Origin of the sequence: Bradyrhizobium sp. ORS 86 (genome assembly GCF_045571475.1) — a bacterium.
GTDB lineage: Bacteria > Pseudomonadota > Alphaproteobacteria > Rhizobiales > Xanthobacteraceae > Bradyrhizobium.
Genome location: NZ_CP120699.1, coordinates 2,350,960 through 2,376,046 on the forward strand (window position 1 = coordinate 2,350,960; position 25,087 = coordinate 2,376,046).

At 58.6% G+C, this 25,087-nt stretch carries 16 protein-coding genes and 2 pseudogenes; 15 read left to right on the forward strand and 3 right to left on the reverse strand.

Going from position 1 to position 25,087, the window contains the following annotated elements:
- Window positions 1-1,538: 1,538 nt before the first annotated feature.
- The 9 genes and pseudogenes from P6U25_RS10640 (at window position 1,539) to P6U25_RS10680 (ending at window position 12,275) form a co-directional block, all read left to right on the forward strand.
- Window positions 1,539-2,285, forward strand: a complete 747-nt coding sequence (locus P6U25_RS10640) for a YqcI/YcgG family protein (RefSeq protein ID WP_280973124.1) — start codon at window positions 1,539-1,541, stop codon at window positions 2,283-2,285.
- Between the two features lie 247 nt (window positions 2,286-2,532).
- Window positions 2,533-3,783, forward strand: coding sequence for an APC family permease (locus tag P6U25_RS10645; protein ID WP_407151213.1), 1,251 nt, complete (start codon window positions 2,533-2,535; stop codon window positions 3,781-3,783).
- Window positions 3,780-4,874 carry a radical SAM protein gene (locus P6U25_RS10650; protein ID WP_280973122.1) on the forward strand — a complete coding sequence of 365 codons (1,095 nt, stop codon included), beginning with the start codon at window positions 3,780-3,782 and terminating at the stop codon, window positions 4,872-4,874. The genes P6U25_RS10645 and P6U25_RS10650 overlap by 4 nt, the downstream gene beginning before the upstream one ends.
- 293 nt (window positions 4,875-5,167) lie before the next feature.
- Window positions 5,168-5,935: an IS66 family insertion sequence element accessory protein TnpB gene (tnpB, locus tag P6U25_RS10655; protein WP_407151214.1), complete on the forward strand. Its 768-nt coding sequence runs from the start codon at window positions 5,168-5,170 to the stop codon at window positions 5,933-5,935.
- Between the two features lie 52 nt (window positions 5,936-5,987).
- Window positions 5,988-7,546, forward strand: a pseudogene (gene tnpC, locus P6U25_RS10660) (IS66 family transposase).
- Window positions 7,543-8,145: a plasmid pRiA4b ORF-3 family protein gene (locus tag P6U25_RS10665; RefSeq protein WP_280973121.1), complete on the forward strand. Its 603-nt coding sequence runs from the start codon at window positions 7,543-7,545 to the stop codon at window positions 8,143-8,145. The pseudogene tnpC (P6U25_RS10660) and the gene P6U25_RS10665 overlap by 4 nt, the downstream one beginning before the upstream one ends.
- Window positions 8,146-8,658: 513 nt before the next feature.
- Window positions 8,659-9,906 (forward strand): glycoside hydrolase family 28 protein, encoded by a 1,248-nt coding sequence (locus P6U25_RS10670; protein ID WP_280973120.1) that lies wholly within the window; start codon window positions 8,659-8,661, stop codon window positions 9,904-9,906.
- Window positions 9,907-10,074: 168 nt separating this feature from the next.
- Window positions 10,075-11,085, forward strand: a complete 1,011-nt coding sequence (locus tag P6U25_RS10675; RefSeq protein ID WP_407151215.1) for a pectinesterase family protein — start codon at window positions 10,075-10,077, stop codon at window positions 11,083-11,085.
- 461 nt (window positions 11,086-11,546) lie between these two features.
- Window positions 11,547-12,275, forward strand: coding sequence for a sulfite exporter TauE/SafE family protein (locus P6U25_RS10680; RefSeq protein WP_280973118.1), 729 nt, complete (start codon window positions 11,547-11,549; stop codon window positions 12,273-12,275).
- A gap of 235 nt (window positions 12,276-12,510) precedes the next feature.
- On the opposite strand, the gene P6U25_RS10685 is transcribed toward P6U25_RS10680, so the two are convergent.
- A complete protein-coding gene (locus tag P6U25_RS10685) occupies window positions 12,511-12,786 on the reverse strand; it encodes a hypothetical protein (RefSeq protein ID WP_280973117.1) in 276 nt (91 codons plus the stop codon).
- A gap of 645 nt (window positions 12,787-13,431) precedes the next feature.
- On the opposite strand from P6U25_RS10685, the gene P6U25_RS10690 reads away from it, so the two are divergent.
- Complete coding sequence (locus P6U25_RS10690) at window positions 13,432-15,699, forward strand: hypothetical protein (protein ID WP_280973116.1); 2,268 nt, start codon at window positions 13,432-13,434, stop codon at window positions 15,697-15,699.
- Between the two features lie 258 nt (window positions 15,700-15,957).
- On the opposite strand, the gene P6U25_RS10695 is transcribed toward P6U25_RS10690, so the two are convergent.
- Entirely contained in the window at window positions 15,958-16,119 is a 162-nt protein-coding gene (locus tag P6U25_RS10695) for a HepT-like ribonuclease domain-containing protein (protein ID WP_407151216.1), read from the reverse strand.
- Between the two features lie 402 nt (window positions 16,120-16,521).
- On the opposite strand from P6U25_RS10695, the gene P6U25_RS10700 reads away from it, so the two are divergent.
- The 5 genes and pseudogenes from P6U25_RS10700 (at window position 16,522) to tnpC (P6U25_RS10720) (ending at window position 22,943) form a co-directional block, all read left to right on the forward strand.
- On the forward strand, window positions 16,522-18,135 hold the full coding sequence (locus P6U25_RS10700; RefSeq protein WP_280973115.1) for an acyltransferase: 1,614 nt from the start codon (window positions 16,522-16,524) through the stop codon (window positions 18,133-18,135).
- A gap of 980 nt (window positions 18,136-19,115) precedes the next feature.
- Window positions 19,116-20,192: a type III polyketide synthase gene (locus tag P6U25_RS10705; protein WP_280973114.1), complete on the forward strand. Its 1,077-nt coding sequence runs from the start codon at window positions 19,116-19,118 to the stop codon at window positions 20,190-20,192.
- Window positions 20,193-20,514: 322 nt separating this feature from the next.
- Window positions 20,515-20,901 carry a transposase gene (locus P6U25_RS10710; protein WP_407151217.1) on the forward strand — a complete coding sequence of 129 codons (387 nt, stop codon included), beginning with the start codon at window positions 20,515-20,517 and terminating at the stop codon, window positions 20,899-20,901.
- Window positions 20,898-21,242 carry an IS66 family insertion sequence element accessory protein TnpB gene (tnpB, locus tag P6U25_RS10715; RefSeq protein WP_280973113.1) on the forward strand — a complete coding sequence of 115 codons (345 nt, stop codon included), beginning with the start codon at window positions 20,898-20,900 and terminating at the stop codon, window positions 21,240-21,242. Before P6U25_RS10710 ends, tnpB (P6U25_RS10715) begins: the two co-directional genes overlap by 4 nt.
- A gap of 74 nt (window positions 21,243-21,316) precedes the next feature.
- Window positions 21,317-22,943 (forward strand): annotated as a pseudogene (gene tnpC, locus P6U25_RS10720) (IS66 family transposase).
- Between the two features lie 202 nt (window positions 22,944-23,145).
- On the opposite strand, the gene P6U25_RS10725 reads toward tnpC (P6U25_RS10720), so the two are convergent.
- Window positions 23,146-24,741, reverse strand: a complete 1,596-nt coding sequence (locus P6U25_RS10725; RefSeq protein WP_407151218.1) for a carbohydrate porin — start codon at window positions 24,739-24,741, stop codon at window positions 23,146-23,148.
- Window positions 24,742-25,087: the final 346 nt, after the last annotated feature.

Sequence of the window (25,087 nt, forward strand, 5' to 3'; positions counted from 1 at the left end):
GGCATGGACGAATGGCGGGACTCAAAGAGATGGTGTGCACCATAGTCAAAACGTTATGCCACGAGGCAATCGACCGCGCGGCCGTTAACCTGAGGCTCAAGCGCAAGTATCGCATGGCGGCGAGATGCCGAACCTGTGTTCTTAAAGCTGACCGCCGGACACGCATCGGTAATTCTAGATAATAAGAAAGATGATGCAGGGCGATTGGGAGCTCGAAGAAATATCGAGGCGACGAGACGAGCTCAAGATAACACTCCTTCGCGCTCAATCGGTTGTAATCGAGTGCAAGGCAGAATTGGCGGACCTCGAGCAGAGGCTTGAGCGTGGGGAGGGCCTGTCGGCGCTCGGTGAACGCCAGAGCAGCGCTGCGGCAAGGGCTGCGGCACGGAGCGCGCGACCGCGCAAGCCTCGAACCGCCGCGGAGCCTATTGGCCCGCAAGCGGATGCCATGGCGTTGACGCCTCGATCGCGGACCGTTGACAGCGGCGGCCGCGCGCGTCGTCGGAGAAAGGTGGTGTCATGAGGCACAAACATCACGGAGCCATGCATCTTGGGCGCATCGCGTTGCGAACTCGGCGGCGGGATCGGGTCGGTCGCGGTGCTTGGCGATCACATGCGCGCGGATGGCAACGCAGATAGGGGTGCGATCGCCGCGTTATTTTATGGCGATGCGCCTGTTACGTGCTTTGGCTGCCTACAAAAATATGTTGTCAATCACGAATACAGAGCTATCCGCCCGGGGCAGGACCCGTTCGCTCGCGTAGATATTCTCCTTCGTTCGTGTTGCCCGCAGATGTGTTTGAATGTGTGCTCGCGAAGCGATTGTCCGCTGCGATGATCCGCTATGCGCTCTGCGGACAAGCAAGCTCTTCAAGCGACTGCCGCAGCAATGCCATATCGAATAGCGTCCTTGCGATACCTTCGATTGCACCGCAAAAATGCTGCAGCATCTTGATGACAAATGCCTGTTCCTGCCGAAAGAGGGAAGCGACCATTCGCAGGAAAGTCGCTACGCAAGGCTCATCGCCGAAAGCGGAGCATTGAATCCGCCGAGTTGGTTCGATAGGGCAACAACCGCCGTGCCCGCGCAAAGCGAACGTCCTCGGCGAACTCGCATCCTCCTTTACCGCCCTCAATGCCCCCTGCCTCGCGCGCCGTTGCGAGCCTCGGTGTCGTCTGTAGGACATCCGACATAGCGCTGTCGGAGTGGTCGTATTGCTCTGAAATGAGTTTCTCATTTGGCACGACGCCTGCAAGGCGATCCGCGAACGCGCTGTATCATGGACTGAGAACAACTCATCCCTTGGTCGGGCGCGCCGAACATACGGTTGTCAGCAGTGGCTGCGCTCCCGAGCCGACCCCGCGCATTGAGGGCCCAGTTGGAGACATCCGGCAACGCTTTATGAGGGATGCTCTTTGCGCGGGAACACGGTAGGGGCCGATAGAACGGAGCCGGTCGTCGCAAACGTGTACGCCGCATCGCGTCAATCCGTCAGGGATCGCCAACAATGCTTGTCACCTAAATCCGAGGAAAACATATGCTAATCAATCAAGGAGAACTTGCCAACCTCACTGATAAATTCCAGTGGGGGCACGCAGCGATCTCGTATGTTCTATCGAAGTTCAACAATGTGGCCGAAAACGGTCCTGGATTTCCATGTTTTTTCGGGCGGAGCGCGGTCAAGCGCGGCAAGTTGCGCTTTCTCCTCATTCCATACGATTACGGAAAATCACGGTACGAGCTTGATATTCTAGCTTGCGGCTTACGAACTTACATTGAACAGATTGATATCGACGCTCTCGATGTTAAGGGCCACCACCCACTCCTCGTGCTTTTTGAGCCAGTCGCCGCGCTCTCCACCACGGATCACTTCAAACAGGTCTTCATAGAAGCGATGCAGTTTCTCATCGATGAAGATCGGCGACCTTGGCCTGTGCACGTGGCCAAGGATCCTGCGCACCACACGTGGACGATGTGCTTTCACGGATGTGAACTCTTCGTGAATGTAAGTCATCCTGCCTACGTTCTTCGCAGAAGCAGGAACATGGGAGCCGGACTGGCCTTCGTTATCAATCCGCGAAAGATCTTCGACATTGCAGCTCCCGCCGATCAGCGAGGCAGAGCTATTACAGCGAAGATCAGACGCAGCATCGACATCTATGATGATGTCACACACAGCCCATTGCTAGGATCGTACGTTCTAGGGGAAGCGCAGTGGCCGCAGTACATGATCCCCGACAACAATGAGGACGCTCCACTCGAGTGCCCTCTGCACTTCAAGTGACTGGCGGCATATCAACGGCTTCCCTCCGTCCTTCTCTCCACCTGGATCTTGAGACCAATTTGGGTGTCAGGCAATGTGGCCGGTCGCGCTTCGCTTTTGTGGCCGTACAATGATTGAGCAGGGTCAATGGTCTTGCAAATGAGAGACGCAGCGGTGATGCCCGCTTGCGACATACTGTCGGTAGTACGCAGACGCACGACTCGGTGTGGTTACTACAGAGAATCTATTTCTCATTCCGAGGACTGGTGTGAAAGATGAAAGTCAAGGTGAGTTCAAGGGACACCTGGGACTTGCCTCAGGGATATTGCTTATAGTCACAATAATCCTTGGGTCCGGCATCCTCGTGCTCCCAGGACTTGTGTTCCAGAAAATCGGGCGGGATGGCATCTACGCTTGGCTCGCATGTTCGCTGCTCTCTGTACCGATCCTAACAACGATGGTTGTTCTCGGTAGCGCATATCCGAACACTGGCGGGGTTGCATACTATGCAAAACTTGCCTTCGGCCAGTACCCAGAGTTGCTCGTGGCACTGCTCTTTCTTGGAGCGACATTATTGGGTTTGCCATCGATCGCAATTGTGGGATCGGCCTACTTACAGAAATTAACCGGCTCCAGCGTGGATATTCATCTGCTTGCCGCGCTGTTGATTTTGCTTGCTGCCTTCTTTGCCCTGTCTGGCGGCGAGACACTCTCAAGTGGCGTGAGGCTGGTGGGCGGATCGTCGTTATTCCTTCTGGTAGGCGCTCTCGTTGCCCTCATCGTGCTAGCAGTGCGAGCCAGCGGTGTTGGGTTCAGTCGCCCCTCAGATTTCTTGTCGGTTGCGAGTCAGATCCCGTTGATCTTCTTCTCCTTCACGGGTTGGGAAATCGCGTCCCATTTGTCCGCGGATTTTCGGAATCCTAAGAATTTTGGCCGAGCAATGTTCTTCGCATTTGTTCTGGTTTGTAGTGCATACGTCGGCAGCGCGGCGCTCGTGCATATCGCTGATATTAAGGCGAATTTCAATACACCAATATTTCAGGCTGCGGCGCAAGTCGCGCCATTCGCACCAGGCTGGCTGGTTCCTTTGCTTGGTGTATCGCTGATCGTTGCCAATCTCTTCGGGTCAGTTGTGGCCGTCTCACGACTTGTTCTTTACCTGTCCGGTCGACGCTTCCTTCCTGCCAGCCTCGGATACTTGCGCGACGGTGCGCCCCGCAACAGTGTCTATTTCGTGGCTGCATCGCTGATCGTAATCGTGGTCTGCGACAAGATTGGGTTGCTCGATATTGAAATGATGTTCAGCTTGGCCGGAACGAACTTTATTGCCGTTTACGTGATTTCTGCGATTGCATTGGTTAGGCTCCGAGGAGGATTGGCTGCGTGGTTGCTCGCTGCTGCGATTTTGATTCCCTCCGGGTTGATCATATTCAGCGCCACGTCTTCTGTTTCTTATATCGCATCGACTGCCCTCATTGCCTACGTCTTAGTCCGAAACAATCGAACGAGATTGATATGAACCAGCTCCATATCAATGAGGTATTCAGGGCCATCTCGATCGAGGAGGGCCTGTTACCCGTGAAGGTCACGCCATTCTATGAAAGGAAGATCAAGGAAGAAGTTGGGGCGCTAGGCAATCATCTGGGACCGCTTCACCGGGTGTCCTTTCCAACGCGGGAAAGAATCTCATTGAGGGCCCCCAACGAGGTAAAGGACTTCGTCGACGACCGGTCAAATGCGTGTGGCCCCGCCAATAAGACCTCCGCCGTCAGAAAGTACGCCGATCGCGTGCTTTTCTTGACCACCTCGAGGTGCTTTGGGAATTGCCAGTATTGCTTCCGCACGGACGTACTTAGAGAGAACGCCGCCATTGACGGGCGATCTGAACTAGATGCAGATCTGCGTTATCTGCTCGAATACCTTCGTAGCCAACCAGAAGTCACTGAGGTGATCCTGTCGGGTGGAGATCCGTTGATCCTGCCAGGATCACGGCTGGAGGCAATCATTGAAGGAATTCGATCGGTTCCATCGGTGAAGTCAATCCGAATTCATACAAGGGCGATCGTGTATGAACCGAAGGCTTTCACTGCGGAGAAAATTGATCTCTTTGCGAAACATAACCTCCGTATCACCTTCCACATCGTGCACCCATACGAAATTTGTGACGAAGTGTCCGAAAAGATCGCAGAGCTTCGACAGCGCAAGCTTAGACTTTACAACCAATTTCCGCTGCTACGTAACACTAATGATCACCAGTTGGTCCTTTATCGACTCCTGGAAATGCTCGACGACAGGGGCGTGCGCAATCTGTCGATCTTCATTCCGGATCCCATCAACTTCTCCGCAGCCTTCCGCGTGCGTTTGAGTCGCGTCTGGCACATTTCTGATCGTCTTAACTTCATTTCACCATCATGGATCAATTCGACACGCTTTGTGTTCGATTCCAGTCGCGGGAAGGTAAGGCGAGAACATTATTCTGAAACGAATAGCGGGACTGATGTTGCCATCTTCGTACGAGACGGAAAGTCAGTTTCCTTTCCCGATTTTCCTGAGCATCTTGATGTCCCTGGCAAGATCGAATTTATGCTGTGGAAAGAAAAGTGGCCATAAGGGATGATATGTCGCCGGTTTGGCGGATGCCGATATAGGGTGATTTTCCGGCGCTCCCGCGGGTTCTTTTTGGCAAGCGGGGGGTACGATTGCTCACTTTCAGTCCAGCTTTATCGTTCGGCCGCGATCCGGGAATCTGTTCTGCAATGACGAACCCGCTTCTCCGGTGAGTTCGCGCTGGTGAGTGTTATCACTACGACCAAAAGTAAGCGTGGCGTTGAGGCCCTTGAGAATTTTGGTACTCAATCCTGAGAGCACCGCTAGAAGAGTCATCTTCTGCAAGGGTGCTCACAATGGACGACCATTCGGACGACATAAGACGACCGTTGTCACCGCGTATCGAAGTGTACGCAGGCGCAGGTCGAAAGCGCTGGCCGGACGATTTGAAGGCACAGATTGCCGCGGAAAGCCTCGAGCCGGGGGCGATTGTCACAGATGTCGCGCGTCGCCATGGGTGCCGACCCCAGCAGGTGCACGACTGGCGGCGCCGGGCGCGTTTGGGCCAGTTGGTGCTGCCGGCTTCGGCGGACACGCTGTCGTTCGTGCCGGTGGTGTCGGAATCGGCGCTACCAGCGGCCGCAGAGGCCACCGGGTCGCCGGAAGCAGCCGTAGTGACGGTTGAGCTCCAGGGGGCACGCGTGGAGGTGCGGGGGACGCCTGGCCTTGCTGTGTTGAGTGATGTTCTTGGCGCTTCGACGGACACGTTCATGCTGATGCCGCCCGCGAGCCTCATGATCTACGTGGCGACGCAACCTGTGGACTTCAGAAAAGGTGCGGAGGGCTTGGCGCTGTTGGCGAAGGAGACGCTGGGCCATGACCCGATGAAGGGCGTGGCGGTGGTGTTCCGTGCGAAGCGCGCCGATCGGGTGAAGATTGTCGTCTGGGATGGCAGCGGCCTTGTGATGTATTGGAAGCGGCTCGATGGCAGCGGCTTCAAATGGCCTCCCATCGTAGCCGGCGTGATGCGGATGAATGCCGCCCAGCTGTCCGCGCTTCTGGCCGGCATGGATTGGACGCGGATGCACGCGCCTCGAATCCTGCAGCCGAAAGCACTTGCGTAGGACGTAAAATCTTCGCTGCATCGGGGGCGCGAAGCATGGCAGACTTGGGCCAATGAGTGATTTGCCTGATGAGCTGCCGAGCGATCCGGCCGAGTTGCGTATCTTTGCCGCGGCTCTGCTGGATCGCTGCGCCAGGCTCGAGCGGTTGCTCAAGCTTGCAAAAGATGCGCAGTTCGGTCGGTCCTCGGAAAAGCTGGACGCTGATCAGCTCCAGCTTGTTCTGGAGGATATCGATCAGGCCGTCGCGGCTCTCGAAGCAGCCGAAGATAGTGCCAATCCCAAAACATGCGAGAAGAGAGCTGCCGAGCGCAGAGCCAATCGTGGTCAGTTGCCGGAGCATTTGCCGCGCATCGTCGAAACCCTGATGCCGGCTGCAACCTGCTGCCCGTGCGCCCTTTTTGAGATCGGTCACGATGAGAGCCAGAGGCTGGACGTCGTACCGGCGCAGTATCGCGTCATCGTTACCCGCCGACCCAGACTGGCCTGCCGCGCCTGTCATGGCGTCGTCCTCCAGCACGCCGCTCCCGAGCGATTGATCAGGGGAGGATTGCCCACCGAGCGGCTGGTCGCGCATGTGATCGATGCCAAGTATCATTGGCATTTGCCGCTTTACCGCCAGGCGCAGATGCTGGCGACGCACGGAATAGCGCTGGACCGTTCCACGCTCGCCTTCTGGGTCGGCTATGCTGCCCAGGAATTGAAGCCCTTGTGGCATCGTCTGCGCCAGCTTCTGCTCGTCTCTTCGAAGCTCTGTGTCGATGAGACCCCGGCGCCGGTGCTGGATCCGGGGCGCGGCAGGACCAAAACCGGCTATTTCTGGGCGCTCTCGCGCGATGACAGGCCCTGGGCCGGACCTGACCCCACCTGGGGTGATCTATGCCTATGCACCGGGCCGTGGGGCCGTTCATGGCTTGCGCTTGCTCGAGGGCTATCGCGGCATCATCCACTGCGACGGCTATCAGGCTTACAAGACCATGACCCGAGAGACGCGTGCGGACGCCCTGTCCGGGACGCTCGCCTTCTGCTGGTCGCATCTGCGGCGCCAGTTTGTGAAGATCGAGCGGGAGGCTGCGCCGGCGCCAGCTCCGGTTGCCCGCGAGGCTCTTGAGCGCATCGCCCAGCTTTACGCGGTCGAGAAAGCGCTCCGCGGCCGATCGGATGCCGAGCGCCGTGCTGGCAGGCAGACGCATGCCCGACCTCTGGCTGCAGCCTTGAAGCAGTGGTTTGAGGCCAAGCTTGATCACCTTGCACAGAAGAGCGACACGGCGAAAGGCCTTGCGTTACGCGCTGCGCCATTGGGACGGCCTGACACTCTATCTTGATGACGGGCGCATCGAGATGGACACGAATGCTGTCGAGCGTGCGATGCGGCCGATCAAGCTCAATGCCAAGAATGCCCTGTTTGCCGGGTGTGACGAGGGCGCCGAGAATTGGGCAGTCCTGGCTTCGTTAATCGAGACCTGTAAGCTCAATGGCGTCAGTGCCGAGCACTGGCTCGCTGATGTTCTCGCGAAGCTCGTCAATGGTTGGCCTGCGGCGCGACTGGACGAACTGCTCCCTTGGGCGTCGATCTACACGATGCATGCGCACGATCCGAGGCTGGCGGCATGAGCCTGAACACGACCGCGGTCCGGATCAAGGTGACCCTCAAGGACGTGAAGCCGGAGGTGATGCGATGCCTCGTCGTGCCGCTCACGCTGCGCCTTGATCGGCTGCATCTGACGCTTCAGGCGGCGTTTGGCTGGACGAACAGCCATCTCTTCGAGTTCCTGGCTGGCGAAGGACATTGGGGTATCCCTGATCCCGATGGAAATTTTGGCCCTCAGCCCATCGATGCCCGCAAGACGCGGCTCTCCAATATCGTTCAAGAGACCGACGCGAAGACGATCCATTATCTCTACGACTTCGGCGATAGCTGGGATCACGTGATCAAGCTCGAAAAGTGGTTCGACAACACGACAACAGAGGGACTTCCGTTCTTGCTCGAGGCCGCCGGCCGTTGTCCTCCGGAAGATGTCGGCGGTGCGCCAGGCTATGCCGAATACCTCGACGCCATCAGCGACCCCACCCATCCGGAGCACGAACATATGCGCCTCTGGGGCCCGCAGCAGTTCGATCCCAACGTCATCGACCGGAAGGCGCTTGCGGCCGCTGTCAATGCGTTGTCCGACATATGGAAGCCGCGCCCGCGCACCACGCGCTCAAAATAGACGTCAAGCGCCAATCAAATGGGCCTCAGAGCTACGCTTACGACCAAAACGCGAGCGTTGTCGATGCATGCGGGTCATAGGCGAATGCCGGCCTGGCCGCGTGATGATAGCGGTAGCCGTAATAGGCGAACGATAGGGGCTATGTCAGGATTACAACAACGTTCAGAGAGGGCAGTCCGCGCATCCATCAATTGCTTTCGCAGCCGCGCACCGACGCCCTGCAGGATCGCTCTTCCTCTCGCGAATAGAGTCGATCCAGCTCGACGAAAGGCACGGTGAGACGGGTCTACGAGAAAGTGCGCCCTCGCGATAGCCATCCTGAACGGGTGACCTCTTGCAGGAAAGTCTTTCTTCGCGCAGCGCTCCTGCGAGTTCGTCAAGTCCACGTCTGCTTTGCGTCTTACAATTGTCATCTTGCACGGGCCAGTGCGCCGAGCGGCGGTTGATCTGGTCTGCGCGCAGCCCCGACAGGGCAGGCCGCAAGGATGCACGCAGCAAAGCATGAAGAGGTCGATGACAAATCTGTTTCGCGACTGGATCTTGTTGTCCATAGTTGGCGTGATGACTCTTTGCCCCGCTGCCAGAGCGCAAGACCGCCGCGTGGTCGTCGAACCCGTTGCACCTCGTGCGGTCTGTGACCGGCCGGTGCCATCTGGCAACAACGATACGGCCAGGCTGCAAGACGCGATTGACCATTGTCCAGCCGGCGCAGCGGTCTATTTGGGGCGTGGTGAGTTCAGCTCGGGTCCACTCGAGATGAAATCGGGCGTAACGCTCTGGATCGGGCGTGGGGCCAGGCTTTTTGCCATTCCCGAACCAACTGCGTATGACAAGGGCTGGGGCCATTGTGGGCGCATCGCCGGCAAAGGTGACGGTTGCCGGCCGCTCATCAGCTTTTCCAAAACGCGTGGCGGCGGCATCTATGGCGAGGGCATCATCGATGGCCAAGGCGGCACAGCCATGGCCGGCAGTGCCGAAACCTGGTGGCAGCTTGCTCGCCGTGCGCAGGCAGAGGGCGGCCACCAGAACGCGCCGCGTTTGATTCAGATTGACCATGCACAAGACATTACTTTCCACGGCATCACCTTGCGCAATGCGCCCAATTTCCACGTTGCGATGAACCGCGTCGAGGGAGCCACCTTCTGGGACGTCACCATCGATACGCCCGCGGATGCCCGCAACACCGATGGCATCGATCCGGGCGCTAGCCAGGATGTCACCATCTCCCATAGCATGATCCGCACTGGAGACGACAATGTCGCGGTAAAGGCTGGCAACAACGGTTCGACCCGGTATATCTCGATCATCCATAATTATTTCGGATGGGGACACGGGATGTCGATTGGCAGCGAAGTGAACTCCGGTGTCAGCGACATCCTCGTGCGCGACCTGACCCTGGACGGCACGACATCAGGCCTGCGCATCAAGAGCGATGTCAGTCGAGGCGGCCTGGTGGAACGGGTGACCTATGAGAATGTGTGCCTGCGCGGCAACCGGTGGCCAATCATGTTCGATACAAAATACGATCCTCGCGCCGACGGTGATAGAATTCCGCTCTATCGCCAGATCGTTCTGCGTCATGTCCGCGGCGATAATGGGACGCTGTTGATGCGCGGGCTTGACCAGGCGCATGCTCTTCAGATTACGATGGACGACGTGCGCTTTGGCAAGTCAGCGGCTTGGCAGATCGAAAATGCCGACGTGACGGTGGGAAATTCCGGCGTATCGCCGCCCCTGCCGGGGCGACTGCCGGACCGCTAGCTATTGGATGGGAAGGCTGTTCGCAGACACTTCCCAATCACTAGGCCGTCGGAACAATCTGATGTCGGACGCATCCGGAAAGCGATCGCAACGCGCAAGCGGGCGTGAACCCTCGGCATCAGCGCACGGACGCGCTCAAACCCCGACTGCGACTATTGCGGCGGTTAGATGACATCTTGGGTCATCATCAACAGTAAGATTGTTGTGAGGATTTTCGCACTTTCCGCCGTCGTTCTGGCCGGATGCTTTGATCCCTCGCAAGCACATGCGCAACCACTTCTGGTCTCGCAGGTCGACGAAAACGCGTATCACTCCCTTCAAGCGGCGATCGACGCGTTGCCGGCGCGCGGCGGCGATATCCTGATAGCGCCGGGCACGTATCGCGAGAAAGTCAAAGTCGTCAAGCCTAGTGTTCATATAAGAGGCTCCGGCAAGAAGCCGGACGACACGGTTGTTGTCTACAACGACGCCGCGATCAATGTGGGGGGAACCTCCCATTCCGCGACCCTGGAGGCGTCAGGCGACGACTTTCGGCTCGACAATCTGACGGTCCAAAACGACTACTACCTGGACAAGGCCAATCCGCCCTCCCAAGCGGTGGCGTTATCCATGACCGGAGACAAGGACGTGATCACCCACGTCCGCCTGCTCGGCGCACAGGACACGCTGTTCGCCAATAAGGGGCCGAACGGCCGAATGTCGCGTCAATACTTTTCGGACTGCTACATCGAAGGGCATGTCGATTTCATCTTTGGCAATGCGAAGGCTTATTTCCATCGATGCGAGTTGCACGCCATCGCCCACCACACGGTCGTGTATACCGCGCAAAGCAAGGCCTCGCCGGACGAGGATAGCGCCTATGTGTTCGATCACTGCAGGCTGACGGCCGATCCTGCCGCGCGAGAGATCGCCCTCGGGCGCGCCTGGCGGCCCTATGCTGCGGTGATCTTCTTGTCGACTGAGATAGACGCGCCAGTGATCCCACAAGGCTGGCGCGAATGGACGCCCGGAAAGACTGACACACTGACAACGGCCTACTACGCCGAATACAAGTCCACCGGCATCGGATCCAATCCCGCAAGGCGCGAACCTTACTCCCGTCAACTGAATGGCAGCGAAGCCATGCAGTGGTCACTCAAGACGTTCTTTGCCGGCGAGACGGCGTGGCTGCCCCACTAGCCATCAAAATGGGACCCGGTGGCATATTCGAGGCTCGCCAAGATGATTCCAGACCTGCTGCTCGGTTGAGGCACGTCTCGGACGCTGTCAGCACGATCAATGTCCTCGTTGTCTGACTGCGGACAGGATTTGTCGGCATTCGTACATTGCGCGACGTCATGGCCGCTCTTCGGGAGAAGGACACGCGTGTCCTTGATCATGATCGCGTCGTCATCTATCGCGGCATGGCCCAACCATTGCAGGTAGAGCAAATGATGCAGTGGGAGATGTTCGCAAGCATGGTCATGTTCGGCCGTGATTTCACTTTGTTGAGCAGGGCTTGCGCAAGAGGAGGTCGCAGTGGCGGATAAATGTGTTAGTCACGCGCTCTGTTTGCTAGATCGAAATGAGCGAATGTGGGTAAAGCGCCTGTCGGGTCCCGTTCGGCCATGTTCGAGTCCTGCTGCCCACGGACAATCGAATTGACCCTGTTCGCCGCGCTGTTGATAGGCGTTGTCTCGCTGTTGTACGCGTCCACCGGCCTGGTCGGGGGGACAGCGTTTCTCGCTGTCATGGCCTTCGCAGGGCTTCCGGCCGAGCAGATGCGTCCGACGGCGCTTGTTTTAAACGTGCTTGCCGCCGGCTATGCGACTTTCGTGTTGCATCAGCACAAAAAGATTGAGTGGCAGCTGCTTTGGCAGCTCGCAATCCCATCGATGTTGACCGCCTTTGTCGGCGGATGGTTGGCGCTTGACGGGTCGCTGTACTGTGTCATGACCGGCGTTCTGCTGATCGCTGCCTCCATCCTGATGTTGCTCAAGCCTGGACTTGACGGCACCAGGCACCGCCAGGTGTGGCCCGCTCATGCCGCGTCGGTCGGTGCTGCCACGGGGCTGCTCTCCGGCTTGACGGGGATAGGTGGTGGTGTCTTTCTGATCCCATTGATCCTGGCGCTTGGTTGGGTCTCGCCGAGACAGGCAGCTGGACTCTCTCCTCCGTTCATCCTTGTCAATTCGGTGCTCGCACTGGCTGGAGTGCTGGTGTCCGGCCAATCGGTGAATTCCGAGGTCGCGTTCTATGCGATCGGTGCGGTATTTGGCGCAGTGCTGGGAACCTTCATTGGGCTGCGCTGGATGTCGAATTGGACCACTCGATATGTTCTGGCAACGATTTTGCTTTTTGCAGGCGTGAGATTGTTGTTGCGGTCCTGACGTTCGGCTTGGCTTGTCCGCGGCCGCTTTCGAACCAGTTGCGTGTTGCTCTCGGCAGAGCGCAATGTCGATTCGAGGGTATCGGCGATTGAGGGAACTCCGACTTCGAGATCGATGAGACGTTTGGGATGGCACCCGCGTTGCGCCAATCTCGCAATTGTTGTGTTTGGCGATCAATTCGACGGCGCTTCTATGGAGAGGCTTGATTTAAGAGGGCTTTCGCCATGAGTGCGCTTTACGCGATGCACACTTTGTTGGAAAGGGCGGAAGGGGTGGCGGTGCCGTTTATGTTGGTAATGGCAAGATCGTCGGGATCGATGTCGGAAACCTGCGCTATACAGGCACCTTTACGGAGCAGGGCGGCCGCTTGCAGGGCACTGTTGATCTTTATGCGCCGACCGGTGGCACGCTTGTAACCGACGCTCAGGTACCTGCGGGCAGCAGATGGAGCATCGCGCTCGATTGGCCGGACGATTTTGCTGATGGTAGCGTCCAGGCCCTTGTCGTCCAAGGGAGCCCAGTACACGTCGTATTTGAGAAGGTCGGGGATATCTAACGTCCTCATAGCTCGGCAGTTGTTAGCCGGCAGTCGTCATCGTTCTGTCGTTGTCCGTGCGATTGCGCCGGTGCGCCCGAATCACAATAGGCATGCCGGTTATGATAACCGATAGGGAAGCTATCCTGTTCGTACTCGCCATCTAAGGCGCGGCGCTCTCCAGTTGGAATCTGTAGAACGGTCTTTGCAATGATCGGCGCGCCGCGTCACCTTTGGTCTCGAAAATTCCGTCGACACGAGCTCGCTTAGCGCATGACGCCCGATGCTGCGGCCGAGCCTGCCGCGTGGGACATGAATGTCGACAAGCGCTCGCTGGCGGGTCGGCGTTAACAAACCTCCGGCGATCTAACCGCTGCCGGTGGACCGTGCGACGCGCTCAGGCAGCCATTGCGGGCTCGCGCCAGTTATTGGCGGCTCCTTCGAAGACGCGGGCGCGATCGCCGTTTCCGACTTGCGGCTCCCTACACTCGTCAGCTTCTCGAAAGCTAGCTCCTGCAAAAAGCACAATCTAGCTCTGACTGAAAACGCTGCTCGCTGGCACTCCAGGCCGAAGTGTAAGTCCAGATTGCGCAGCACCTACACCGTCAAGAGGAGAGCAGGATGGATCCAATCGACCCATTTTTCAATTCAGAAGCCTGGATACAGGAATACGCTGCCAGGCAGGAACGGCAGCGGGCGGGGCAGCAATCGGGCAACGCGAGCCAGCAAGGCGGCTTTGAGCAGCAGATGGAGAGTTTGCAACTCAGTTCACCTGATCGGAGTTCAGCCAGCTCAGCTTCGCCTGATGAAAGCCCCGCAGAGCGGACTGCACAGCACCAGCACGCTGGCCTCGGCGGTTCGATGCGGATGCCGCCGTATCCCCAGCTCAGGGACGAGTTATTCAGTAGCGCGCGCCACAGCGTGGACGTTCCCCGCCCTCGTCCTGGAAGTGCGGCCCAGCTGCCGCGCTCCAATTTGCGCGATAACGTGTTCAGCAGCGCGCGCTACACCTTGCCAGATGCAGAGCCTGCGATTCAATCTAAGAGCAGCAAAGGCCGCGGACTGTGGTCGCGCATCAAGTCAGGGGTCGGAAAGGCGTTCGGAGGAGGTCGCAGTGAAGGCTCGTCCGGCGCCACGATGCAGCAAGAGGCCCTTCCAACGTTTCGCGTGGATTACGCCAGGCAGCCCGGCCGGGCGCGCGGTGGCCCTGTCCCTGCGGCGGACGAGGCGCTCATGCAGGATTTCAGAAACAAAGCGGGAGGCAATCTCAGCGACGGCACCATCAAAAATGCGGCCGCAGATCTGCGTCATTTGAGCGCGCGCCTGAGCATGAACGGCAGGCCATCAATAGCAGACCGGATTCGCCGTGAGTTGGAAAACGCGCAATTGGAAAATCCGGAGGTGGACAACCATCAGCTGGAAGCCGAGCTCGATCAGGATGTGGACACCTATGCAAATGACCGCGGCAGGCGGATCAAGGCGGCCTTGAAAAAACTTCGTGAGGTTGGCGCCGGACGGGCCCTATCGGCCGATGTTCGCCGACTGAATCCCTATCCTGCAGACGCAACGCTTATCGACATGTGGGCTGCGGCGGAAAAGGCGACGCACAGGATCGAGCCGAAGACCGTCGACAGGCAGGTTCGTCGCCTTTACAGGCTGAGCGAGTGGCTGCAAGCCCGAAACCTGGAGCCCATCGCTGGCCGGCTCTTCACCGACGGGCTTTCTGGTGACGTCGAGGACTACAAGCGTGAAACACAGGAGACTAAAATTGGCCCTGATTTGATGAGGCTTGGCCAATACCAACAAGTCCTCGACGCGAATAGAGCGCTCGGGCTGTCTCCTGCCGCGGGTGCGCCCCCGTTCGCCAGGGAAGGTGCGCAGCGATCGGCGCCGCTGGAATTGCCGGCAACGCCAGCTACCCCAAGCGCGGGAGCCTGGAATTGGCTCGGGGAGCAGATCCATGGACCCTCATCATCGTCGTCCACACCGCAACGCGGCCCTCAAGGCAGCTTGTCGCAGGGCCTTCCCACAACGCCGGCCACCCCGAGCGCGGGAGCCTGGGACTGGCTCAGCGAGCAGATCCATGGATCCACGTCAGCATTGCCAGCGCCGCCACGGGACCGGCAGCCCAGTTTGTCACACGGGCTTCCGGCGACCCCAGCCACGCCGAGCACGGGAGCTTGGGATTGGCTCGGGCAACAGATGCACGAAGCCGCCTCACCATCATCTGTGAGGCGCCCGTCGTCAGACATCTACGGCAGTCTCGATCAATTGGTTAATCTGGATCCGCCCACGCCGTATGAACTGCGTGACGATGCCCAGTCCGTGCCTGCGCCTCGGTTCGCTGGACCGCCGTCGGTTGCTGGACCATCAGGGACACCGCAGGAACTACGGGACATCGGAACTATCGTTGGCGAGGACTGGCAGCACGGCTCACAACCGGCCTCAGACGTCCTGATCGACGTACTGGGCAATATCAATCTGCTGCCGAACCAATACGGGCCAAGCCAGTTTGCGATCAACGGTGAGCGCTACTCGGCTACGTTCGGACCGGGAGGACGCAGGGACGTTCGTCTCATCCACTATCCTGGCACCCGGCAGATCAATCAGTCAGCCGGGCCATCGCGGCAGCGCCATCAGCCGCCGCAGGTAAGCGACGCTGGGCCATCGCGCGAAGGCGTCGTGGATCTTGGTTATCTCATTCACGGAGGATGGCAGCACCGCGAACGCTACCTTCCGTCTTTCCTTGTCAGCGCACTGGAGGGCCAGAACCTGATGCCGGACGCCGAGAACCCGACGTATTTCAACATTCGCGGCGTGCCCTATAGAGGCGAATTGGAGGAAACAGGCGGCCGCCGGCGCGTTCGCATTCGCCCTGAACCTGGCTGAAGAATCCGCCTGGCCTGCAACCTCACAGGATCGCTGGCGCAGCTCACGCGAGCGGCGTTCTAGTCAGGCCCTAGCACGGGATCGCGATCGCTTCAGGATATCGTCAACAGCGCACGGGAGCAGCTCTTGGAGGTTCGCCACGCGTCGAGCCGGCCTTTGGCGCAATCCTGCGGTGATCGCGAGTTGAGGTCTCGCGCTTGAGCAAGAGATAGATGTCAAGATGGACCACCATCCGTGCTGAGTTAACCTTGATGCTACTCATCCTCCTCCAGGGCAGCTTTCATTTCCAGGAGGGCTTCCTTGAGCGGGCAGATCGTCCTTCACCGCCTTCCAGACAATCTGGCTATCGGCTCGCTGATACTCGTGCCGCAGGATGTTGCCGATGCTCGACTCTCGCTTTGGTTGTTTCGACGATGTCATCGTCCTTGCAGACGACGATCAAATCGAGGCCCACGCGGTTCACCGAACGTGTCGCCTTTCACGGTCACGAAAAGAGGGTGGCTTGCGCAAGAAATTGTCGAGTACGAGAAACAGACCAGCCTTTTCCGAACCATCCTACCAGAAAGCAGAGGTGCAGATTCAACGAACTCCTCTATAGGCTGCGCAGGGCGCGTTCAACCGGTCGAGCGACTTGGGCGGATCGGCCACTCGATCGGACAAGCTCGCGTGAGCGGGCTCGCCTCCGTTTTCTTCTCTCGCTCTGTTTGCGTCTCCGTCGCTGTCGTGCGGTAGATTTGATGAGTCTGGACCCCTGGCAGACTGCGTTTCGTTTACTCGGCCACCAGGGTTGGTACACGCTGCCGCGACCGGCGAAGGACATCGATGGCGAAACAGATACCCGCATTGACCGGCATCCGATTTATCGCCGCAGCAAGCGTGGCATTGTCTCACGGCGGCAGCCTGTTCCTGGAGGGCGCCAACCTGACACTCGATATCAGTATCGGGACGCTTGGCCTGCTTGGAATGTCGGTCTTCTTCGTATTGAGTGGTTTTGTTATCCAATACAACTACGGCACCACGATTGCCGACAGTCCGCGGAAAGCGATACCGGACTTCCTGGTGGCGCGCATAGCGCGAATCTATCCACTCTTTGTCGTTCTTTTCCTTGTTGAACTGCTGACCGGACCGATGGCCTGGCGCTGGCTTCTCGGAACGCCGGGACCGGCAGAGGGATTTTCGTGGCACATTGTGCCGTTTCAACTCGCAATGCTCCAAAGCTGGTTCTTCGCAAACGTCGCTGGTGTCGCGCCGATCTGGCAGTATGAGTCGATCGGAACAGTCAGTTGGTCGGTCAGCACCGAATGGTTCTTCTATCTCGCCTTTCCGATCGTTTGCCCGTTACTTTCGCGCATCAGAACCGTGCCTGACGCAATCCTGTGCGCAATCGGGGCGGTCACAATCGAACTGGGAATCGACGTTGCGATATTGACTTTTCAGAACCATATCAATCTGTTTGCGCTTCATACCTATGGGACGGAGACGGCTCTGCCGAATTGGAACAACAGCCCCATCCTTTGGCTCGTTTACTTCTCGCCCTTCTGCAGGGTATGGGAGTTTTTTCTCGGCTGCTCTTTGGCTAAACTTCACGAGCTGTGCCTGGCTCAGAATTTGAGACCATCTCGAGTTCTCCTTGACATCGTCGCAGCGATTGGTGTCGTCGCGGTAACCTCGGTGTTCTGGTTTACTGCTCATAAATCGCCATTTGGCTTGCAACTCACCCTGTTCGATATCGCGCGCTGCAACGTCGCCCTGACGGCGCCGGTTGCGTTGATCCTTGTTGCAGCCGCTCATCCCGTCAGCAGTGCAGGACGGTTGTTGTCGGCAAGATGGCTTGTCTTCCTCGGAGAAGCGAGCTTTGGCCTGTATCTTGTTCACTTCATCATCTACAAGCGCTTTCCCGTCGTGCATTGGCAGACGAGCAGCGAACTGTTCGCCCATCTCGGGGCGCTCGCATTGGCTTTCACGCTGGCTGTTTGCGTCGCCGTCCTGCTGCATTTCAGTTTTGAGGTGCCTGCACGAAGGCTGATTCGAGGATGCTTTCAAGACGCCACCGCTCAGCAGCGCAGGTCCGTGATTCGATTGTGCGGTGCAGGCTTTGTCACCCTTGCCGCCGCTGCCGTTGTGTATGCAGTCCAAGGTGCAACCGCATACGCCGTCACACAGCCGGGTATTTCAGTTGTCGCTGGCACTTATGGCGGTAATTGCCGCTGGATGTCAGCGCGCGGCAACGCCACGCGCGCGCTTGCCGCGGCCTGTAATGGCAAGAACGAGTGCACATTCCGGACAAGAATGGAGGATATTGGAGATCCGGCTCCAGACTGTGCGAAGGAGTTCACGGCAGCCTGGATCTGCAGGGGTGATCGATCGATCCGCTCTGGCTCGATTCCTGCCGGGGCCGAGCTGGGCTCGGCGCTGCAGATCTCTTGCGACCATTAAGCTCGCGCTTTTCCGCCGGAGCGCTGCGCAGGCCCTTTAGCAGAGGATCGCACGGTCAGACTTTCGCCGCAGATCGTAAACTGGACGGTCGGCGCCATCCGCCGGCGCCGTTACGAGAATTGGGACGCTGATTGATCTGAAGACATCGATGCGGATAAGTGGCCGCCATGCCGAGCAACCCGCGCTGGTACCCTTTGTCGGGCAGTCGGACATCAATGGTGGCATTGACTGATCCGGGAGCACCGACACCGGTTGAGGCCCCGACGATGCTGATTGTGAGCCGGTGCCGAACCTTCAACTGCCCCGCGGCTGGGTTGTCTACCTAGCCAGGGCCCATCATCAAGCGCCCGGACTTTGCCGATCTCGGGCCTCGGGCGACAATGGACGCCACAGTCCTCACATCGACGCCCGATCATCGAGATGTTGGATCATGTCTCGTTCCCAGTACGTCGCCATGATCTGTTTTCCAAGGTCAAGAAGCCAGCCGCAATTGCGCTATGTGAACATCGGCTTCGACCACCAGAGCAACCTTTCCGCGCGTAGTATAGGCCGGAGCCGTCACGAGGCGAGCTAACAACCTTGCCGGCCAACTACCAACCTTGGCAATTGATGGAGCAGACCGACGCATGGCAATCCTGCTCCATAAATCGTGAAGGAAGTCGCACCGGAATTGGGCTCAAGAATGAAAAAGGTCTTGCTGGGCGCCGTGGCTTTCATCGCGCTGGCCACTCCCGCCTCCGCCGCCGATCTGGAGGTGAGGGCTTCGCTGCACCGCTTGCCATGGCATGCCATCATGCGACAGGAGGCCCATTCGGCGACGAGATGGGCCTTGGTCGTCCGTGAGCTCTCGCGGGAATGGCCTCTGCAGGGACATCGACATTGGTTTGCTCCGTGCCAACGTCCACCGAAATGGCGCGGACGTCGTGACATACTGATCCTGGCATTGGATCAAGCCTTCCGCACAGCAAACAGAGGAACCGATGTCCAGAATTTTGGCTGTTGGGACGGCGCTACCGCCATTCCGACTTTCGCAGAGCGACGCCAAGCAACTGGCGGGGGGCCACTTCGGGTCCAGGGTACAGGCGCTTAAGAGGTATCTCAGCGTATTCGACCACGCGTTAGTCGATCAGCGTTTCCTTTGTGTTGCCCCCGAATGGCTTCTCCGCGAGCATCGGATAAGTGAAACAAATCAAATATATTTGGAGTGGGCAAAGCAGCTCGCGTACGAAGCGACAGTGCGCTGTCTCGACAGCGCCGGCATAAAGCCCGAGCAAGTCGATAGGGTCATATTCATTTCAACGAGCGGGATAGCGACCCCCAGTCTCGATGTGGATCTGATCTTGAAGGCAGGATTACGAACGGATGTAAAACGGACGCCCGTCTTTGGCCTCGGATGCGCGGGGGGCGCATCCGGGGTGAGTTTGGCAGGAGCGATCTGCCGCGCGGCGAACGAACGTGTTCTTCTTGTGGCTGTCGAACTGACATCGCTGACATTCCAGCCGAATGATCTCACACCGAAGAACGTTGTCGCTGCGAGCCTCTTTGGTGATGGCGCTGGCGCGGTCCTGATTGGCCCAGCTGAAATCGGTGTCGGCAAATTGGATATCGTGAGAAGTACGAGTTTGCTTTACCCCGAAACGACGTCTTTGATGGGCTGGCATTTTGGCGACACCGGATTTGAAGTCGTCGTCTCAGAGCGTATCCCATCAATGATCAGCGAATTGATGCCCAAGGCGTTGCGGTCGTTGCTAGGGGAGGATGGCATCCATCTTGATCAGGTGAAGAGCTTGATCTTTCATCCAGGCGGCAGGAGAGTCTTGGAGGTTTTTGAGCAGAGCCTGGGTAGACCGTCTAATGAATTCATGTCCAGTTATGAGACCCTTCGACGTCATGGAAATATGTCGAGCGCAACCGTATTGTTCGTTTTAGATCACGTGCTCGCGCATGCGGAGCAGGCGCCAGGATCATACGGAATCCTGGCTGCGTTCGGACCAGGGTTCTCGGCCGAACTGTCGCTACTGAAATGGGCTGAGGACGAAGGAGCCGGACGGCAGTAGCAGCTCGGCAGCACAAGATATGTTGAGCTCCGGCCAAGATGCCCTTCACTTTGGCCGGTAGCGCCGCGATGGCGTTGCAGCAAACGGAGCAACAGCAATCACCGACCAATTGTGAATCAGTCCATCAAGGATGGCGTTTGCCGCAACGGGACATCAGACGGTACGCAGTCGACCGCCCAACGGTCGTGATACCAGCATCCTGTCAAGTCATTGTCGGCGGCCGCTGCTGCGTAAGCGCGTAGGTCACCCCACGTAGCGGATGATGTTCGATTGTCGGAGAATCTCCTGGTGATTTGTCCCAGGAGTTCATGAGAGCGAACATATGTCTGATAGCAAGAATTTCGAAGTTATCACGGCTACAGCTGAGCGGCTTTCGGTCAGTCCTGGGCGGAGCTACCGCACTTGGTCGCGGGAGGAGAAGGAACGGATCGTCGGCGAAACGTTTGCACCGGGAGCGAACGTTTCGGCGATCGCGCGCTCCCACGGGCTCGATCCATCGCAGTTGTTTGCGTGGCGACGCAAGGCGCTGGCCTCGGGGCTGGTTGCGCCGGCGTCTGGGGCGCGAGCGCAAGCGGTCAAGTTCGCGCGGTTTGAAGCCGTGGCGGGCGAAATGGTGGAAATTGTCGTCGGCGATGTTGTGGTGCGCATTGGCGGAGAGGTGGAGGTAGAGCGGCTTGCCGCCGTGATCCGGACGGTTCGGCAGGCATGATCCCGGCGGGTGTTCAGGTTCACGTAGCCAGCACGCCAGTCGACTTCCGCAAGGGAGCGATGGGGCTGATGGCGCTGGTGCGGGATGGTGGCATCGATCCGTTCTCAGGGGCGCTCCACGTCTTCCGCTCGAAACGAGCGGACAAAATCAAGATCGTGTGGTTTGATGGAACTGGGGTTTGCCTTTTTGCCAAGACGCTTGAGGAAACAAAGTTCTGCTGGCCGAGGATTGCGCCGACCCGGGTGCAGCTGAACCATGCGCAATTGCTCGCGCTGATCGACGGGCTGGACTGGACGAAGGTCCGTCCGGTGGTTGTGAAGCGCCCGGAATCGGTGGGCTGACAAGCTGCGGCGAATTGAATCAGGGCGGCTGAAAGGTTTGGGAGATTGGCGGCGACTCTGCTGTGATGGCGGCGATGACGACGCCCGTTGCAGAGCTTCCGACGACCCTTGCCGAAGCCCATGCGCTGATCCTCGCTTTGGCGGAAGAGCGGGCGGTGATCGAGGCCGAAAACAGCCGCATCGCCTCTGAGATTGCAACACTGACGGCAGCCAACGCCGATCTTGCCGCGGTCAATCAGGCGGCCGACGGGCGGATCGTGGAGCTGACGGCGATCGTGAAGATGTTGGAGCGCACGCTTTACGGCACGCGCTCGGAACGCTTGCGTAGCGACACGCCGAGCGATGAGCAGATCGCCTTCGTATTTGACGAGATCGCCACCGGCGTGGCGGCCATTGAAGCCGAACTGGCCAAGGCGGGCGGCCGGGACAAATCGAAACGCGCGCCGCGGCCGCGCAAGGAGTTCGGCGCGCATCTGGAGCGGGTGGAGATCGTTGTCGAGCCCGAGGTGCCCCCTGGGTGTGAAGGGTTGGAGAAAGTCCTGATCGGCGAGGATGTGTCGAGGCGGCTGGACGTGACGCCGGCGAAGTTCCGCGTGATCGTCACGCGCCGCCCGAAATACGCGTATCGCAACCGCGATGGCGTGGCTCAGGCTCCGGCCCCCGCGCATCTGATCGAGAGCGGCCTTCCGACCGAAGCCCTTCTCGCCCAGATCGCGGTGGCCAAATATGCCGACGGGCTACCGCTCTACCGGCAGGAAGCGATCTACGCGCGTGACGGCGTCGATCTCGACCGGTCGTTGATGGCGCAATGGATGGGCAAGGTCGGTTTTGAATTGCAGCCGCTGGCCGACTATGTGCTTGAGAAGATCAAGCAGGGCGAACGGATCTTCGCCGACGAGACGACCCTGCCAACGCTCGCTCCCAGATCCGGCAAGACGCAAAAGGCCTGGTTGTGGGCCTATGCGCGCGACGATCGGCCATTTGGCGGCATCGGTCCACCGATGGTGGCTTATCGCTTTGAGGACAGTCGCGGCGGCGAATGCGTCGAGCGGCATCCGGCGGGCTTTGCCGGCATCCTGCAGGTCGATGGCTATGCCGCCTACAATCGGCTCGTCAGGTCAGCGGGTGCCAATGAGGGCGCGCGACTTGCGGCTTGCTTCGCGCATGTCAGGAGACGATTCTACGAGCTGCACGTCAATGAGAGCTCGCCCCTGGCGACGCAGACTGTCACGACTATGGCGGAGCTGTGGGCGATCGAAGCGGAAATCCGCGGCCTCGATCCTGACACGCGAGTGAAAGCGCGCCAGGAAAAAGTCCGCCGCGATCGTCGCGGCGCTCTTCGATCTGTGGGACAAGGGGCTGCCGCGCCTGTCGGGCAAATCCAAACTCGCCGAGGCGATCCGCTACGCCACATCCAGACGCGCCGCCCTCGAGCGCTTTCTAAGCGACGGCCGTATCGAGATCGACTCCAACACCGTCGAGCGGGCAATCCGGCCGCAAACCATTACAAGAAAAAATGCGCTCTTTGCGGGTAGCCATGGCGGCGGCCGGACCTGGGCGACCATCGCCACGCTTCTGCAGACCGCGAAGATGAACGATGTCGATCCGTACGCCTGGCTCACGCAAACTCTCGAACGGATCGCGCAGGGCTGGCCGATCTCTCAGATCGATGCTCTCATGCCCTGGCACTTCAAAGCATGAACGGCCTCAGCTTCGCGCTTACGCTGCTGCAACACCCATCCGCAGCGCATTCGCGTTCGAGGGGGCCGGCCCTACCACAAATTGGTCGAAAGCCGGCAGATGCGCGTCGAGCCCTGATTGGCCTGCCTTGCAGGCGAGATATTCGAGATGACGCAGGTCATGGGTCCCTGTAGGGAAGGTATTTCGCATTTCAGACGGGCCGTTAGAAGAATATAGATGTCGATACCAGGAGATTCAGGGCATGTCCTGTTTCTACCGCGTGCGTGATGCTTGTCGGGTTATGAATGTATGTCAGACCGACGCTTGCATAGATACCTGGTGCCAGATGCGCGGTATATGTTGCCGAGATCGCCGTAGTGTCGCGATGCGCAAGTTGCTGTTTGGTCAAGGCGGCATCCACTGCAAACTTGCTCCAGACCATGTTGGTGGCAACAAGAGCAATCTGATCAGTCGGCCTGCTATCAAACAGTCCCCTCGCATAAAGGCGAAGCTCGTAATACTGGCTGAGCCTACTCACGTCGGGCGGAGCGCCCATGACCGAGAAACCACCATAGATGCCATGAGATGGTGCACTCCGGGCATCACTTTGCCAGAGCTGTCTGTCGGCAGCGACATAATAGAAATGATTGTCGTTTGCCCTTGGTCGAGCCGGGTCCACGACGTTCCTGTAATGACTATTGTTGAAGCCAAAGCCTGCCCGCAGCCAAGTATCGGGTATGCCAGGAGCAGCTTTGGTCTTGTAGCCAATTTCATCGATGAGAAGAACGCCGGCGTTGGCCGTGCTCCAGTTTAAGCCCGTCGGGTTCTCGGTTATTTCCGCATATTGACCGTCCGGATTGAGCGAGCGTTGGATCGAGACTTTGTCATACAAGCGATCGTCAAAATTGTACTTCAGGTTGACGGCAGGCCTTGGCGCGGCATTGTTGCTCATGCCGGCCTGGTACAGGAGAAAAAGGGTCGCGCCCGTAATCGCTCCGGTCACTGCACCTGCGAACTCATTTTGATTCCTGAGATAACCGAGCTTGAGTTCGAGTTTTCTGTCGAAAAAGGTCTGATAGTAGGCCAGCGTATTGAGTCCCAGTCGATCCGGGCCTGGCCGCTCCCATGTCCAGTATTGCTGCTCGGCGCCCACGACAATCTGGCCATCTGAAATTCCAAAGCGGCTGAGATCGTAGGTTACGGTCACGATATTTGCGCTGTAGAACGTCGGATTCTGGCCCATGTAGAGCTGATTGGCGATGGTGCTTCGAGCCGCATTTGGAAGTTGATTGTCGACAATGGCGTTGAGCGTCCAGCCGGCGTAACCGATCCCGAGGTCGGCTAGCGCGGATCTAACGCCGCCAGTATCCTGATCTATCGTATCAGCGGGACCGGGTATATTGAGCCACATGCCTTTTTCACGAAGGTTCTCGAATTTTGCGAACGGATCGATCTGCTTTTGAGTTCTCTTCAAAGCAACGTCATGCGCGCCGTCGCGCTTTGCGGCAAGCATACTGGTGGTCGGTGCCAGCGCTAAGCTGCCGATTGGACGCGGTGCCTGGTTCAGCCGGCGGCGTCGGGGCGTCGTCGCCGGATTCGACGCCGTTTGAGCTTGTCTTTTGCTAGCTTCATGCAGAATGTCTGTTCCTGGGTTGAGCACGTTGACGCTTTGTGCCAGCGCGGGACTAGGAAGCAGACTTGCTGCCACAGACAATGCGACAACATGCGCTCGCTGTATCGGAGTCGATCGACGCTCGAGTACGGCTGCCGCAGCCGGATACATCAAAATCGATATAGCCACGAACAGGCGATCATGCATCGTGAACTCCGCGTCTGTACTGCTGGTCTTGAATGAATTGCGCTGCGGCTCGACTGGTCGTTGAGCTGCCCGGTGACTGAGGGCAGTCGGGATTTGACAGCACTTGGCCGACCAGCGAGCCGCAGCTCAGCCATCCCCGAGCTAGATCGCAGGCCGTTACGTCATGGCAGGCAAGGCGAGTACACGATGACGACCCGTTGGCGCGCATGCGGCGCGTTCCGCAGTGCTGGCCCTAAACATATCTCGTCAAAGACCTCTCCTTCGAACATATGCCAGTCGCCCAGAAGGAGGTCCTCGCCCGCCAGGACGGGACTCCAGGACGTGCCGGAGGCATCGTGTCGCCGAA

Coding starts and splice junctions, on each gene's coding strand:
- P6U25_RS10665 (WP_280973121.1), top strand. CDS start 7,543: ATGAGCCTGAACACGACCGCGGTCCGGATCAAGGTGACCCTCAAGGAC.
- P6U25_RS10700 (WP_280973115.1), top strand. CDS start 16,522: ATGGCGAAACAGATACCCGCATTGACCGGCATCCGATTTATCGCCGCA.
- P6U25_RS10690 (WP_280973116.1), top strand. CDS start 13,432: ATGGATCCAATCGACCCATTTTTCAATTCAGAAGCCTGGATACAGGAA.
- P6U25_RS10675 (WP_407151215.1), top strand. CDS start 10,075: ATGACATCTTGGGTCATCATCAACAGTAAGATTGTTGTGAGGATTTTC.
- P6U25_RS10650 (WP_280973122.1), top strand. CDS start 3,780: ATGAACCAGCTCCATATCAATGAGGTATTCAGGGCCATCTCGATCGAG.
- P6U25_RS10695 (WP_407151216.1), bottom strand. CDS start 16,119: ATGACATCGTCGAAACAACCAAAGCGAGAGTCGAGCATCGGCAACATC.
- P6U25_RS10640 (WP_280973124.1), top strand. CDS start 1,539: ATGCTAATCAATCAAGGAGAACTTGCCAACCTCACTGATAAATTCCAG.
- P6U25_RS10705 (WP_280973114.1), top strand. CDS start 19,116: ATGTCCAGAATTTTGGCTGTTGGGACGGCGCTACCGCCATTCCGACTT.
- P6U25_RS10670 (WP_280973120.1), top strand. CDS start 8,659: ATGACAAATCTGTTTCGCGACTGGATCTTGTTGTCCATAGTTGGCGTG.
- tnpB (WP_280973113.1), top strand. CDS start 20,898: ATGATCCCGGCGGGTGTTCAGGTTCACGTAGCCAGCACGCCAGTCGAC.
- tnpB (WP_407151214.1), top strand. CDS start 5,168: ATGGACGACCATTCGGACGACATAAGACGACCGTTGTCACCGCGTATC.
- P6U25_RS10725 (WP_407151218.1), bottom strand. CDS start 24,741: ATGCATGATCGCCTGTTCGTGGCTATATCGATTTTGATGTATCCGGCT.
- P6U25_RS10710 (WP_407151217.1), top strand. CDS start 20,515: ATGTCTGATAGCAAGAATTTCGAAGTTATCACGGCTACAGCTGAGCGG.